Raw genomic sequence first — 14,303 nt, forward strand, 5'->3', positions numbered from 1 at the left:
CATGGCAGGACTGAAATTACAGGCAGTAAGCAAAAGCTGGGACGGCAAAACCCAGGTGATTCAACCGCTGACGTTGGACGTGGCGGACGGCGAGTTTATTGTGATGGTCGGCCCGTCGGGCTGCGGTAAGTCCACGCTGCTGCGCATGGTGGCCGGGCTGGAGCGAGTGACCAGCGGCGACATCTGGATCGATCGCAAGCGCGTCACCGAAATGGAGCCGAAGGATCGCGGCATTGCGATGGTGTTCCAGAACTACGCCCTCTACCCGCATATGAGCGTGGAAGAGAACATGGCCTGGGGGCTGAAAATTCGCGGCATGGGGAAAGCGCATATCGCGGAAAAGGTGCAGGAAGCCGCACGTATTCTTGAGCTGGATGGCCTGCTGAAGCGCCGTCCGCGCGAACTGTCCGGCGGCCAGCGCCAGCGCGTGGCGATGGGGCGCGCCATCGTGCGCGACCCGGCGGTGTTCCTGTTTGATGAGCCGCTCTCTAACCTCGATGCCAAGCTGCGCGTGCAGATGCGTCTTGAACTACAGCAGTTGCATCGTCGTCTGAAAACAACCTCGCTTTATGTCACCCACGACCAGGTGGAGGCGATGACCCTTGCCCAGCGGGTGATGGTGATGAACAAAGGGATTGCCGAGCAGATAGGCACGCCGGTAGAGGTGTATGAGAAACCGACCAGCCGCTTTGTGGCGAGCTTTATCGGTAGCCCGGCAATGAACCTGCTGGAGGGCCAACTGGATGCGTCAGGCACGCGCTTTGTATTGCCCAATGGAATGCAGCTCCCGCTTCCGGCTGAGCGTCGTGAATATGCCGGGCGTCGCATGACGCTGGGTATCCGCCCGGAACATATTGCGCTAAGCTCGCAGGCGGAAGGCGGCGTGCCGATGGTCATCGATACGCTGGAAATTTTAGGTGCAGATAACCTGGCGCACGGGCGCTTTGGCGAATTGAAAATGGTGGTTCGCCTGCCGCACCAGCAGCGCCCGAATGCGGGCAGCACGCTGTGGCTACATCTGCCGGATGAACATCTGCACCTCTTTGACGGTGAAACAGGAATGCGAGTATGAGCAACTGGCCCTATCCTCATATCGTCGCCCATCGCGGCGGCGGCAAATTAGCGCCGGAAAATACACTGGCGGCGATCGACGTGGGTGCGCGCTACGGGCATACCATGATTGAGTTTGATGCCAAGCTGTCGAAAGACGGGCAGATCTTTCTGCTGCATGACGATAATCTCGAACGCACCAGCAACGGCTGGGGCGTGGCGGGGGATTTGAACTGGCAGGATCTGCTGCGTGTGGACGCGGGCAGCTGGTTTGCCAGCAGCTTTAAGGGCGAGCCGCTGCCGCTGCTGTCGCAGGTGGCGGAACGCTGCCGCCAGCACGGCATGATGGCGAATATTGAGATTAAACCCACCACCGGCACCGGCCCGCTGACCGGCAAAGCCGTGGCGCTGGCCGCCCGCGAGCTGTGGGCCAACATGACGCCACCGCTGCTCTCATCGTTTGAAATTGATGCGCTGGAAGCGGCGCAGCTTGCCGCCCCGGAGCTACCGCGCGGCCTGTTGCTCGACGAGTGGCGCGACGACTGGCGTGAGTTGACCACGCGGCTAGGCTGCGTTTCGATTCACCTCAACCATCGTTTACTCGATGAGGCGCGCGTGGACGCGTTGCGCGACGCCGGGCTGAAGATTCTGGTGTACACCGTGAACTCGCCCCAACGCGCGGCGGAGCTGCTGCGCTGGGGCGTGAACTGCATCTGTACCGATGCGATTGACGTGATTGGGCCGGATTTCCAGCCTTAATACTGCTTCAGCATGCCGCCGTTATTGTTGGGCAGCGGCTGCTGATTCGGCGTGAGCATGCCCGGCTGGGCCTGCTGCACGCGCTGCTGGTTGGCTTTGAGCTGGTTTTGCAGATGCAGCTGTTGCTGCTGCGTCTGCACCTGCCGCTGTTGATTCAGCATCCCTTTCTGCTGCTGTTGTTGGTTCAACATTCGCGACTGCATGCGCTGCTGGCTGGGGATCTCATAACCCGGCTGGTTCGGGTTATTGTCGATGTTCAACGGCGCAGCCAGCGCGGTAAACGGCAGCAGCGCTGCGAGAATCAGTAATCGTTTCATCATCTTTCCTCCTTGTAGGGGATCTCTTAAGTTTACTCCTTTCCCGCCAGAACGAGGATTATTTCAGCATTATGAACCAGGCTTAGTGGGGACCTCACCGCACGCTCTGGAGAATGATGATGATAACAACGCCGACGTTTATCCGCCGGGTAGCTCTTGCTGCTCTGCTCTCAGGAAGCTGTTTTAGCGCCGTAGCCGCGCCGCCTCCGCCTCCCGTCTCCTATGGCGTGGAAGAAGATGTGTTTCACCCCGTGCGCGCTCAGCAGGGGATGGTGGCCTCGGTGGATGCCGCTGCGACTCAGGTTGGCGTGGAGATTCTGCGCCAGGGCGGTAACGCCGTGGATGCGGCGGTCGCGGTCGGCTATGCGCTGGCGGTGACGCACCCGCAGGCCGGGAACCTTGGCGGGGGAGGATTTATGCTGCTGCGTACCAAAGACGGTAAAACCACGGCGATCGATTTCCGTGAAATGGCCCCGGAGCAGGCGACGCGTGACATGTTCCTCGACGATCACGGCAACCCGGACAGTAAAAAATCGCTGACCTCACATCTCGCCTCCGGCACGCCGGGCACCGTCGCCGGTTTCTCGCTGGCGCTGGAAAAATACGGCACTCTGCCGCTCAACAAAGTGATTTGCCCGGCGTTGAAGCTGGCGCAAGAGGGTTTTATCGTTAACGATGCGCTGGCCGACGATCTGAAAACCTACGGCAGCGAAGTGCTGCCCAATCATGCCAACAGTAAAGCGATATTCTGGAAAAACGATGAACCGCTGAAGAAGGGCGACAAGCTGGTGCAGGCCAATCTGGCGAAAAGCCTGGTGCTGATAGCCGAGCACGGGCCGGATGCGTTCTACAAAGGGGCGATTGCCGATCAGATTGCCGAAGAGATGCAGAAAAACGGCGGATTGATGAGCAAGGCCGATCTGGCGAATTACAAGGCCGTCGAGCGCACGCCGATTAGCGGCACGTATCGCGGCTATGAAGTATTCTCTATGCCGCCGCCGTCTTCCGGCGGGATTCACATCGTGCAAATTCTTAATATTCTGGAAAACTTCGATCTGCATAAATACGGTTTTGGCAGCGCCGACGCGATGCAGCTGATGGCGGAAGCCGAAAAGCATGCCTACGCTGACCGCTCGGAATACCTCGGTGACCCGGACTTTGTGAAGGTACCGTGGCAGGCGCTGACCAACAAAGCCTACGCTAAATCGATTGCCGACCAGATTGATATCAACAAAGCCAAGCCTTCCAGCCAGATTAAACCCGGCAAGCTGGCGCCGTATGAAAGCAACCAGACCACCCATTTCTCGGTGGTGGATAAAGACGGCAATGCGGTGGCGGTGACCTACACCCTTAATACCACCTTTGGTACCGGCATCGTGGCGGGTAACACCGGCATTCTGCTGAATAACGAAATGGATGACTTCTCCGCTAAGCCCGGCGTGCCGAACGTCTATGGGCTGGTGGGCGGCGATGCCAACGCGGTTGGGCCGAAGAAACGTCCGCTGTCGTCGATGTCGCCAACGATTGTGGTGAAAGACGGTAAAACCTGGCTGGTGACCGGTAGCCCGGGCGGTAGCCGTATTATCACTACGGTGCTGCAAATGGTGGTCAATAGCATCGATTTTGGTATGAACGTGGCGGAAGCAACCAACGCACCGCGTTTCCACCACCAGTGGATGCCGGACGAACTGCGGGTCGAGAAGGGCTTTAGCCCGGACACGCTCAAGCTGCTGGAAGCGAAAGGACAGAAGGTGGCGCTGAAAGAGGCGATGGGCAGCACGCAGAGCATTATGGTGGACCCGGATGGGACGCTGTATGGGGCCTCGGACCCGCGTTCGCCGGATGATTTGACGGCGGGGTACTAGTTTAATTGCCGGGTGGCGGCTTCGCCTTACCGGGCTTACAGGGTTAACCTTTGTAGGCCCGGTAAGCGTAGCGCCACCGGGCAATGGTTACTTCACCCGCGCCATAAAGTACGCATCCACATACTCCCCATTACGCAGCGCATAGTTGCGCCCGGTGCCTTCAATCTCAAACCCGTGCTTTTGATACACCGCCACCGCCGGCGCGTTATCGACAAATACGGTGAGTTCAATACGGTCGACGCGCAGCCAGTTGTCGCACATATCGATCATGGTGCGCATGAGCGCGCTGGCGACGCCGCGATTTTGCCAGCGGGTATCGACGCAAATACCGAAGTCGGCGACGTGGCTGCGGCGAGGGCGTTGGGGAATGGCAATACTGAGGTGCCCAACCACCTGTTCATCGATGCAGGCGACCAGCTGTTTGATGCCCGTCTGGTCGGCTAGCCGTTCTTGCCACATATGGCTGGAAGGATGAGGTACCTGTAGCGTGTTGTGGTACACCTCCGGCTGGGCGTGGATCTGACGGATAGCGTCGAAATCTTTGGGTTCAGCGTGGCGTATCACGATGTCACTCATTCTTCATTTCCTTTGTGGTGTAAAAGTCCCTTTTAACATCATTGATTTTGAAATGTGCGTCAATTGGCTTTTTTTGCAAAAATCACTGGACAGTTGCGAATGAGAATGATTATTATTGTCCTGCATTCAGGGCGTCCTTGCGGAGTTCCTGAAAGCACGACATTGCTCACATTGCTTCCAGTATTACTTTAGCCAGCTTATTGCTGGCTTTTTTTTGCCTTTCATTGCGCTATGGTATTCAGCAAACACTTCAAAAGGACTGAACCATGACTCTGCACTGCGCCTTCATCGGCTTTGGCAAAAGCACCACCCGCTACCATCTTCCCTACGTTCTGCACCGCAAAACCGACTGGCACGTGGCGCATATCTATCGCCGCAGCCCAAAGCCGGACGAGCAGGCACCGCAATATGCGCACATTCACTTCACCAGCGAGCTAAACGATATTCTGCACGACCCGCAGGTGAAGCTGGTGGTGGTTTGCACCCATGCTGATAGCCACTTTGAGTATGCGAAAAAAGCGCTGCAAGCCGGTAAAAACGTGCTGGTAGAGAAACCGTTCACTCCGACGCTGGCGGAAGCGAAGGAACTGTTTGCGCTGGCGAAAAGCAAAGGGCTGACCGTCTCGCCGTATCAGAACCGTCGCTTTGACTCCTGCTTCCTGACCGCCAAAAAAGCCATTGAGAGCGGTAAGCTGGGCGAGATTGTTGAGGTAGAAAGCCACTTTGACTACTACCGCCCGGAAGCGCCGACCCAGCCGGGCCGTCCGCAGGACGGCGCGTTTTATGGCCTTGGCGTACACACCATGGACCAAATCATCTCGCTGTTTGGCCGCCCGGATCATGCGGCGTACGACATTCGCAGCCTGCGCAACCCGGCCAATCCGGATGATACCTTTGAAGCACAGCTGTTTTACGGCAACCTGAAGGCGATTGTGAAAACCAGCCATCTGGTGAAAATCGACTACCCGAAATTTATCGTGCACGGCACCAAAGGCTCCTTCGTGAAGTACGGTATCGATCAGCAGGAAACCAGCCTGAAAGCGGGCATTATGCCGGGCGATGCGGGCTTCGCGGCGGACAGTTCACTGGCGCAGCTGGAGTACGTCAACGAGGCGGGGGAAACGGTAAAAGAGCAGTGGCAGGCCGAGCGTGGCGACTATGGTCGCGTGTACGATGCGCTGTATCAGACGCTGACCCACGGTGTGCCGAATTTCGTCAAGGAAACTGAGGCTCTCACCAATATGGAACTGCTTGAACGCGCCTTTGAGCAGCCGTCTCCTGCCACGATTACCCTTGCCAAATAAGTAAAAATGGCTCCTCTGCTCTTGTTCATATTTTTTGAACAGAGGAGTCAATTTTCACCCACTATCATCCTGCGCGGTTTACGTCCAAACTTGTTTCATCGAAACATGAGGGGGTAAAAAATGATTTTCTTACGTAAAGCAAATGAACGTGGTCACGCGAATCATGGTTGGCTGGATTCCTGGCATACCTTCTCTTTTGCCGACTACTACGATCCGAATTACATGGGCTTCTCGGCGCTGCGCGTCATTAACGATGACGTGATTGATGCAGGCCAGGGGTTCGGTACTCACCCGCATAAAGACATGGAAATCCTGACCTACGTGCTGGAAGGCGCCGTGGAGCACCAGGACAGCATGGGTAACAAAGAGCAGGTTCCGGCGGGCGAGTTCCAGATTATGAGCGCCGGTACCGGGGTGCGTCACTCTGAGTACAACCCAAGCGCCACCGATAAGCTGCACCTGTATCAGATCTGGATCATTCCAGAAAAAACCGGCATCACGCCGCGCTACGAACAGCGTCGCTTCGACGCCGCGCAGGGCAAGCAGCTGGTGCTGTCGCCGGATGCGCGTGAAGGTTCGCTGAAGGTTTACCAGGATATGGAGCTGTACCGCTGGGCGCTGGCAAAAGGCGAACAATCGGTGCACCAGATTGCCGCCGACCGCCGCGTGTGGATTCAGGTAGTGAAAGGCGAAGTCTCGATTAATGGCACCAAAGCCACCACCAGCGATGGTCTGGCGATTTGGGACGAGCAGGCGATTTCGGTTCACGCCGACAGCGAAAGTGAAATTTTACTCTTCGATCTGCCGCCAGTTTGATCCGTCTTAAATAATTAGCGCAACCTCCCCAATCTTGCGGGGAGGTTGCGTCATCTCCGTGGTAAACTTCAGCAATATTTCACCTTTGTTTGCCACTGGACGATGAAAAAGAAAAGACCCGTACTTCAGGATGTTGCCGATCGCGTTGGCGTAACCAAAATGACGGTGAGCCGTTTTTTACGTAACCCGGAGCAGGTTTCCGAAGCGTTACGCGGTAAAATTGCGGCGGCGCTTGACGATCTGGGCTATATCCCCAACCGGGCCCCCGATATTCTCTCCAATGCTACCAGCCGCGCCATCGGCGTGCTGCTGCCCTCATTAACCAACCAGGTCTTTGCGGAAGTGCTGCGCGGCGTGGAAAGCGTCACCGACGCCCACGGCTATCAGACGATGCTTGCCCACTACGGCTACAAGCCGGAAATGGAGCAGGAGCGCCTGGAGTCGATGCTCTCCTGGAACATTGACGGCCTGATTCTGACTGAACGTACCCACACGCCGCGTACCCTCAAGATGATCGAAGTGGCCGGTATTCCGGTGGTTGAGCTCATGGACAGCCAGTCGCCGTGCCTCGATATCGCCGTGGGTTTCGATAACTTTGAAGCGGCGCGGCAGATGACGGCGGCGATTATCGCGCGCGGCCATCGGCATATCGCCTATTTAGGGGCGCGTCTCGATGAACGTACTATTATCAAACAGAAAGGCTACGAACAGGCGATGCTTGACGCGGGCCTGACGCCGTACAGCGTGATGGTAGAGCAGTCGTCGTCTTACACTTCCGGCATCGAACTGATGCGCCAGGCACGGCGCGAATTCTCCAGGCTGGACGGCATTTTCTGTACCAACGATGACCTCGCGGTCGGCGCGGCGTTTGAGTGCCAGCGTCTGGGGCTGAAAATTCCGGACGATATCGCGATTGCCGGCTTCCACGGCCACGATATCGGCCAGGTGATGGAACCGCGTCTCGCCAGCGTCCTGACGCCGCGTGAGCGCATGGGGCGCATTGGCGCGGAGCGTCTGCTTGCCCGTATTCGCGGTGAAGTGGTGACGCCGAAGATGTTAGATTTAGGTTTCACTTTGTCACCGGGTGGTTCTATTTAGGCTCCACAAGTTTGAACTAGATCACACATATTCACTCATAATTCACTTCCGGCACGAATGGTTATTGCTTATCCAGTTGCTCAGCATGACAATGTTACCGATAACTGTTACCCGTAACAAATTCCCGGTGCCCAACAGGAGGACGCCTTGAGCACGACTAACCACGATCACCACGTTTATGTACTGATGGGCGTATCCGGCAGCGGTAAATCCGCCGTTGCCAGCGAAGTCGCACATCGCCTGAACGCCGCGTTTCTGGACGGCGATTTCCTGCACCCGCGCAGCAATATCGTCAAAATGTCCTCCGGCGAACCGCTGAATGACGACGACCGCAAGCCCTGGCTGCAGGCGCTGAACGACGCCGCGTTTGCCATGCAGCGCACGAACAAAGTCTCGCTGATTGTCTGCTCCGCGCTGAAAAAAGCGTACCGCGACATTCTGCGTGAAGGGAACCCGAATCTCTCCTTCGTCTACCTGAAAGGGGATTTCGAGGTGATTGAGAGCCGTCTGAAAGCGCGTAAGGGCCACTTCTTCAAGACCCAGATGCTGGTGACGCAGTTCGAAACCCTGCAAGAACCGGGCGCTGACGAACGCGACGTGCTGGTGGTTGATATCGATCAGCCGCTGGAAGGCGTTATCGACAGCACCATTGAAGTGATTAACAAAGGCCGTATCGCGTGACAACTTTATCGTTAGTTTTAACAGCAGTAGGTTCCGTTTTACTGCTGCTGTTTTTAGTCATGAAGGCGCGTATGCACGCTTTCCTGGCTTTGATGGTGGTTTCTATTGGTGCAGGGCTTTTCTCCGGTATGCCGTTGATTAAAATCGCGGAAACCATGGAGAAAGGGATGGGCGGTACGCTGGGCTTCCTGGCTATCGTGGTCGCGCTGGGCGCGATGTTCGGCAAAATTTTGCATGAGACGGGCGCAGTCGATCAGATTGCGGTCAAAATGCTGAAATCCTTCGGCCACAGCCGCGCGCACTATGCTATCGGTATCGCCGGTCTTATCTGTGCGCTGCCGCTGTTCTTTGAAGTGGCGATCGTGCTGCTGATTAGCGTCGCGTTCTCTATGGCGCGCCACACCGGGACGAACCTGGTGAAGCTGGTGATTCCGTTGTTTGCCGGTGTAGCCGCCGCGGCGGCGTTTCTGCTGCCGGGGCCCGCGCCAATGCTGCTGGCTTCCCAAATGCACGCCGACTTTGGCTGGATGATTCTGATTGGCCTGTGTGCGGCGATTCCGGGGATGATTATTGCCGGCCCGCTGTGGGGCAACTTTATCAGCCGCTACGTTGAGCTGAACATTCCTGATGACATTACCGAGCCGCACCTTGGCGAAGGCAAAATGCCGTCCTTCGGCTTTAGCCTGGCGCTAATTCTGCTGCCGCTGGTGCTGGTAGGCCTGAAAACGATCGCCGCGCGCTTTGTGCCGGTGGAGTCCGAAACCTATCAGTGGTTTGAATTTATCGGTCACCCATTCACCGCGATTCTGATTGCCTGCCTGGTGGCGATTTATGGCCTGGCGTTCCGTCAGGGCATGGCGAAAGACAAAGTGATGGCGATCTGCGGTGCGGCCCTGCAGCCTGCGGGGATTATTCTGCTGGTGATCGGTGCGGGCGGCGTGTTCAAACAGGTGCTGGTGGATTCCGGCGTCGGTCCGGCATTGGGCGAAGCCCTGACCGGGATGGGCCTGCCGATTGCGCTGACCTGCTTCATTCTGGCCGCTGCGGTACGTATTATTCAGGGTTCCGCGACGGTTGCGTGTCTGACTGCGGTGGGCCTGGTGATGCCGGTGATTGAACAGCTGCATTACAGCGGCGCTCAGCTGGCGGCGCTGTCTATCTGTATCGGCGGCGGTTCTATCGTGGTGAGCCACGTGAACGACGCAGGCTTCTGGCTGTTCGGTAAGTTTACCGGCGCGACGGAAGCGCAGACGCTGAAAACCTGGACCATGATGGAAACCATTCTTGGTACGGTAGGCGCGATTGTCGGTATGATTGCGTTTACGCTGTTAAGTTAATGCACCACCCGTTGTAGGCCTGATAAGCGCAGCGCCATCAGGCCGTCCGGCGCATATTGCCGGATGGCGGCGTAAACGCCTTATCCGGCCTACAGACGGTCTTTGGCCGGGCAATTGCCCGGTTTTATCCCTTCATCCACATCCGAATGCCGTCCAGGAACATCTGGGTCGCCATCATCACCAGAATCAATCCCATCAGACGTTCTAACGCGTTAACCCCTTTCTCGCCCAGCAGGCGCAGGAACAGCGACGACTGCAGCAAAATCACCACTGTGCCGCCCCAGGCAATCAGCAGCGCAATCACCAGGTGTGACAGATTATTGGGATACTGATGCGACAGCAGCATCAGCGTTGCCAGCAGCGTCGGCCCGGCAACCAGCGGAATGGCAAGCGGGACAATAAACGGCTCTTCACCCGCCGGCAGCCCCGAGCTGTTTCCCGTCGCGCTGGGGAAAATCATCTTAATGGCAATCAGGAATAAAATGATGCCGCCGGAGATGGAGACCGTCTCGGCGCGCAGGTTTAAAAACGCCAGAATCTTCTCGCCCGCGAAGAGAAAAATCAGCATCAGCAGGAGTGCGATTAAAAGCTCACGTATCATGATCGCTTTGCGGCGCTTGGGTTCCGTGTGTTTTAGCACCGACATAAAAATGGGCAAATTTCCCAGTGGATCCATAATCAGGATCAATAAAACAGCGGCGGAAAAGATTTCACTCATGACTCAAATTCCCTGATAATTGTTGTGGAATTTCTGCTCTACACATCGTCTTCGTTGCGGAGTTCAACGTAGAAAAATGTGACCCCTATAGCAGGGGGAATAAGTTGCATTTCTGATTGCTACGCAATCATTGATTAATTTCACTTGCGACTTTAGCTGCTTTTTGTAATGTGAAGGGATGCCCAGTGGAACTGGTAAGCAATAACAGCACATATCTGCAGGAAAATTCGTTATGAAAAATGTTGGTTTTATCGGCTGGCGCGGGATGGTCGGCTCTGTACTCATGCAACGCATGGTTGAAGAGCGCGACTTTGACGCCATTCGCCCGGTCTTCTTCTCCACCTCTCAGTTAGGTCAAGCTGCGCCGTCGTTCGGCGGCACCACCGGTGGTAAGCTTCAGGACGCCTACGATCTTGAAGCGCTGAAGGCGCTCGACATTATTGTTACCTGTCAGGGCGGCGATTATACCAACGAAATCTATCCTAAGCTGCGTGAAAGCGGCTGGCAGGGTTACTGGATTGACGCAGCCTCCTCGCTGCGCATGAAAGATGACGCCATCATTATTCTCGACCCGGTGAACCAGCAGGTCATCACCGACGGTCTGAACAACGGGATTAAAACCTTTGTCGGCGGCAACTGCACCGTCAGCCTGATGCTGATGTCGCTGGGCGGCCTGTTTGCCAACGATCTGGTTGAGTGGGCCTCGGTCGCTACCTATCAGGCGGCTTCCGGCGGCGGCGCGCGCCATATGCGCGAGCTGCTGACCCAAATGGGTCTGCTGCATAATCACGTCGCCAGCGAACTGGCCGACCCGGCTTCCGCCATCCTCGACATCGAACGCAAAGTCACCACGTTGACCCGCAGCGGCGATCTGCCGGTCGATAACTTTGGCGTCCCGCTGGCGGGCGGCCTGATTCCGTGGATCGACAAGCAGCTCGACAACGGCCAGAGCCGTGAAGAGTGGAAAGGCCAGGCGGAAACCAACAAAATTCTCGCGACCTCCTCGGTTATTCCGGTGGATGGGTTATGCGTACGTATCGGCGCGCTGCGCTGCCACAGCCAGGCATTCACCCTGAAATTGAAAAAAGATATTTCCATAAGTTCTGTGGAGGAATTACTGGCTGCGCACAATCCGTGGGCGAAAGTGGTGCCAAACGATCGTGAAATCACGATGCGCGAACTCACCCCGGCGGCGGTCACCGGTACGCTGACCACGCCAGTTGGGCGTTTGCGCAAACTGAATATGGGGCCGGAATACCTGTCAGCGTTCACCGTTGGCGACCAGCTCCTGTGGGGCGCAGCCGAGCCGCTGCGTCGTATGCTACGTCAATTGGCGTAAACATTTATTCATCGATGAGGGGTGGCAAACCACCCCTTTTTTTTGCGTAATACAAGGGAGTAAACGCAGTTATGTCTATTTTTCTCTCAGGAGTCAGGTAAAGCGTTGACTATGCTTTAATCAAGGTCTGTCACCTTGACTGAAGGTTGAACGGGGCCGAGAGAGGCACACAACTTCGTGCCGCACCGTTCAGGTCACAAATGTCGCCATTTAAATTGGATTGAGGCGATACAAAAACTAAGGATGATGAAGCATGTCTGATCGTGTTGATAGAGACGTGATTAATGCACTGATCGCAGGCCATTTTGCGGATCCTTTTTCCGTACTGGGGATGCACAGAACGGAAGCAGGGCTGGAAGTCCGGGCGTTACTGCCTGACGCGACCGACGTTTGGGTGATTGAACCCAAAACCGGGCGCAAAGTGGGCAAGCTGGAGTGCGTGGACTCACGCGGTTTCTTTTGTGGCATTCTGCCGCGTCGTAAAAATTTCTTCCGCTATCAGTTGGCTGTCGTTTGGCATGGCCAACAGAATCTTATTGATGACCCCTATAGCTTTGGCCCATTGCTCCAGGAAATGGATGCATGGTTGCTGTCCGAAGGTACCCACCTGCGCCCGTATGAAACACTGGGCGCGCATGCGGACACCATGGACGGCGTTACCGGGACACGTTTTGCCGTTTGGGCGCCTAATGCCCAGCGCGTCTCCGTCGTCGGGCAGTTCAACTACTGGGACGGCCGCCGTCACCCGATGCGTCTGCGTCGGGAAACCGGAATTTGGGAGCTGTTCATCCCCGGCGCGCATAACGGTCAGCTGTATAAGTTCGAGATGATCGACGCTCGCGGCGCGCTGCGGATTAAAGCAGACCCTTATGCCTTTGAAGCACAGATGCGCCCGGAAACGGCATCGCTAATCTGCGGGCTACCGCCAAAAGTTGAGCAGAGCGAAGAACGCAAAGAAGCCAACCAGTTCGACGCGCCTATCTCTATCTACGAGGTGCACCTGGGTTCCTGGCGCCGTCATACCGACAACAACTACTGGCTGAGCTACCGCGAGCTGGCCGAGCAGCTGGTGCCGTACGCTAAATGGATGGGCTTTACCCATCTGGAGCTGCTGCCGGTTAACGAGCACCCGTTTGACGGCAGCTGGGGCTATCAGCCAACCGGGCTGTATGCGCCGACCCGCCGCTTCGGTACGCGCGAAGATTTCCGCTACTTTATCAACGCCGCGCACGCCGCCGGTCTGAACGTCATTCTTGACTGGGTTCCGGGGCACTTCCCGTCGGATGACTTCGCGCTGGCCGAGTTTGACGGTACCAACCTGTACGAGCACAGCGACCCGCGTGAAGGCTACCATCAGGACTGGAATACCCTGATTTATAACTATGGCCGCCGTGAAGTGAGTAACTTCCTGACGGGCAACGCCCTGTACTGGGTGGAGCGCTTCGGTATTGATGCGCTGCGCGTCGATGCGGTGGCGTCAATGATTTACCGCGACTACTCTCGTAAAGAGGGCGAGTGGATCCCGAACGAGTTCGGTGGCCGCGAAAACCTTGAAGCGATTGAGTTTCTGCGTCAGACCAACCGCGTGTTGGGCGAGCAGGTTCCCGGCGCGGTGAGTATGGCGGAAGAGTCGACCGACTTTGCCGGCGTCTCACGCCCGTCCGATATGGGTGGCCTGGGCTTCTGGTTTAAGTGGAACCTGGGCTGGATGCACGACACCCTGGACTACATGAAGCTCGATCCGGTTCATCGCCAGTACCATCACGACAAAATGACCTTCGGCATGCTGTACAACTACACGGAAAACTTCGTGTTGCCGTTATCGCATGACGAAGTGGTCCACGGTAAAAAATCCATTCTTGACCGTATGCCGGGCGACGCGTGGCAGAAGTTCGCCAACCTGCGCGCCTACTACGGCTGGATGTTCGCTTTCCCGGGCAAAAAGCTGCTGTTTATGGGCGATGAGTTTGCTCAGGGCCGTGAATGGAACTTTGACGGCAGCCTCGACTGGCATCTGCTGGAGGGCGACGATAACTGGCATCACGGGGTACAGCGTCTGGTGCGCGACCTCAACCATACCTATCGTCACCATAAAGCGATGCACGAGCTGGACTTTGACCCGTACGGGTTCGAGTGGCTGGTGGTTGATGACCACGCGCGTTCGGTATTCGCCTTTGTCCGCCGCGACAAAGCCGGGAACGAAGTGATTGTGGTCAGTAACTTTACGCCGGTACCGCGCCACGACTATCGCTTCGGCATTAATCAGCCGGGCCGCTGGCGTGAAGTGCTGAATACCGATTCCGCCCATTACCACGGTAGCAACGCCGGTAACGGCGGCGTGGTGCACAGCGATAATCTCGAAAGCCACGGTCGCCCGCAGTCGCTGAGCCTGACGCTGCCGCCGCTGTCGACTATCTGGCTGGTACGGGAAGGGGATTAACCA

At 56.7% G+C, this 14,303-nt stretch carries 12 protein-coding genes and 1 pseudogene; 10 read left to right on the forward strand and 3 right to left on the reverse strand.

Features of this window, described 5'->3' with window-relative positions:
- Position 1: 1 nt before the first annotated feature.
- Both M989_RS02110 and ugpQ read left to right on the forward strand, forming a co-directional pair.
- On the forward strand, positions 2–1,072 hold the full coding sequence (locus M989_RS02110; RefSeq protein ID WP_064541389.1) for a sn-glycerol-3-phosphate import ATP-binding protein UgpC: 1,071 nt from the start codon (positions 2–4) through the stop codon (positions 1,070–1,072).
- Complete coding sequence (gene ugpQ / locus M989_RS02115; RefSeq protein ID WP_064541393.1) at positions 1,069–1,809, forward strand: glycerophosphodiester phosphodiesterase; 741 nt, start codon at positions 1,069–1,071, stop codon at positions 1,807–1,809. The genes M989_RS02110 and ugpQ overlap by 4 nt, the downstream gene beginning before the upstream one ends.
- An 8-nt stretch (positions 1,810–1,817) precedes the next feature.
- On the opposite strand, the pseudogene M989_RS02120 reads toward ugpQ, so the two are convergent.
- Positions 1,818–2,126: pseudogene (locus tag M989_RS02120) on the reverse strand (DUF2756 family protein); the annotation flags it as partial.
- Between the two features lie 122 nt (positions 2,127–2,248).
- On the opposite strand from M989_RS02120, the gene ggt reads away from it, so the two are divergent.
- A complete protein-coding gene (ggt, locus tag M989_RS02125; protein ID WP_157093505.1) occupies positions 2,249–3,991 on the forward strand; it encodes a gamma-glutamyltransferase in 1,743 nt (580 codons plus the stop codon).
- An 87-nt stretch (positions 3,992–4,078) separates the two neighbouring features.
- Here the strand turns inward: ggt and yhhY are convergent, their stop codons facing one another.
- A complete protein-coding gene (gene yhhY / locus M989_RS02130) occupies positions 4,079–4,567 on the reverse strand; it encodes an N-acetyltransferase (RefSeq protein WP_064541396.1) in 489 nt (162 codons plus the stop codon).
- Between the two features lie 266 nt (positions 4,568–4,833).
- Here yhhY and M989_RS02135 point away from each other — a divergent pair, with 266 nt between their 5' ends.
- The 5 genes from M989_RS02135 to gntU all read left to right on the forward strand — a co-directional run bounded on the left by M989_RS02135 (position 4,834) and on the right by gntU (position 9,803).
- Positions 4,834–5,871: an oxidoreductase gene (locus M989_RS02135; RefSeq protein ID WP_064541399.1), complete on the forward strand. Its 1,038-nt coding sequence runs from the start codon at positions 4,834–4,836 to the stop codon at positions 5,869–5,871.
- 120 nt (positions 5,872–5,991) lie between these two features.
- The gene (locus M989_RS02140; RefSeq protein ID WP_064541402.1) at positions 5,992–6,687 is read left to right on the forward strand and encodes a pirin family protein; all 696 of its coding nucleotides are present in this window, start codon (positions 5,992–5,994) and stop codon (positions 6,685–6,687) included.
- Between the two features lie 102 nt (positions 6,688–6,789).
- Positions 6,790–7,785, forward strand: coding sequence for a gluconate operon transcriptional repressor GntR (gene gntR, locus M989_RS02145; RefSeq protein ID WP_064541405.1), 996 nt, complete (start codon positions 6,790–6,792; stop codon positions 7,783–7,785).
- 147 nt (positions 7,786–7,932) lie between these two features.
- Positions 7,933–8,466, forward strand: a complete 534-nt coding sequence (gene gntK, locus M989_RS02150; protein WP_064541408.1) for a gluconokinase — start codon at positions 7,933–7,935, stop codon at positions 8,464–8,466.
- Positions 8,463–9,803 carry a gluconate transporter gene (gntU, locus tag M989_RS02155; RefSeq protein WP_064541411.1) on the forward strand — a complete coding sequence of 447 codons (1,341 nt, stop codon included), beginning with the start codon at positions 8,463–8,465 and terminating at the stop codon, positions 9,801–9,803. The genes gntK and gntU overlap by 4 nt, the downstream gene beginning before the upstream one ends.
- A gap of 124 nt (positions 9,804–9,927) precedes the next feature.
- On the opposite strand, the gene M989_RS02160 is transcribed toward gntU, so the two are convergent.
- Positions 9,928–10,521, reverse strand: a complete 594-nt coding sequence (locus M989_RS02160) for a YhgN family NAAT transporter (protein WP_035892151.1) — start codon at positions 10,519–10,521, stop codon at positions 9,928–9,930.
- Positions 10,522–10,753: 232 nt separating this feature from the next.
- On the opposite strand from M989_RS02160, the gene asd reads away from it, so the two are divergent.
- Both asd and glgB read left to right on the forward strand, forming a co-directional pair.
- Entirely contained in the window at positions 10,754–11,860 is a 1,107-nt protein-coding gene (gene asd / locus M989_RS02165) for an aspartate-semialdehyde dehydrogenase (protein WP_064541414.1), read from the forward strand.
- A gap of 253 nt (positions 11,861–12,113) precedes the next feature.
- Positions 12,114–14,300, forward strand: coding sequence for a 1,4-alpha-glucan branching enzyme (gene glgB, locus M989_RS02170; protein ID WP_064541416.1), 2,187 nt, complete (start codon positions 12,114–12,116; stop codon positions 14,298–14,300).
- Positions 14,301–14,303: the final 3 nt, after the last annotated feature.

The organism is Kluyvera georgiana ATCC 51603 (genome assembly GCF_001654985.1).
Classification (GTDB): domain Bacteria; phylum Pseudomonadota; class Gammaproteobacteria; order Enterobacterales; family Enterobacteriaceae; genus Kluyvera; species Kluyvera georgiana.

What these genes read in the sequence shown, in the direction of transcription:
- M989_RS02110 (WP_064541389.1), top strand. Translation starts at nt 2, where the DNA reads ATGGCAGGACTGAAATTACAGGCAGTAAGCAAAAGCTGGGACGGCAAA.
- ugpQ (WP_064541393.1), top strand. Translation starts at nt 1,069, where the DNA reads ATGAGCAACTGGCCCTATCCTCATATCGTCGCCCATCGCGGCGGCGGC.
- yhhY (WP_064541396.1), bottom strand. Translation starts at nt 4,567, where the DNA reads ATGAGTGACATCGTGATACGCCACGCTGAACCCAAAGATTTCGACGCT.
- M989_RS02135 (WP_064541399.1), top strand. Translation starts at nt 4,834, where the DNA reads ATGACTCTGCACTGCGCCTTCATCGGCTTTGGCAAAAGCACCACCCGC.
- M989_RS02140 (WP_064541402.1), top strand. Translation starts at nt 5,992, where the DNA reads ATGATTTTCTTACGTAAAGCAAATGAACGTGGTCACGCGAATCATGGT.
- gntR (WP_064541405.1), top strand. Translation starts at nt 6,790, where the DNA reads ATGAAAAAGAAAAGACCCGTACTTCAGGATGTTGCCGATCGCGTTGGC.
- M989_RS02160 (WP_035892151.1), bottom strand. Translation starts at nt 10,521, where the DNA reads ATGAGTGAAATCTTTTCCGCCGCTGTTTTATTGATCCTGATTATGGAT.
- asd (WP_064541414.1), top strand. Translation starts at nt 10,754, where the DNA reads ATGAAAAATGTTGGTTTTATCGGCTGGCGCGGGATGGTCGGCTCTGTA.
- glgB (WP_064541416.1), top strand. Translation starts at nt 12,114, where the DNA reads ATGTCTGATCGTGTTGATAGAGACGTGATTAATGCACTGATCGCAGGC.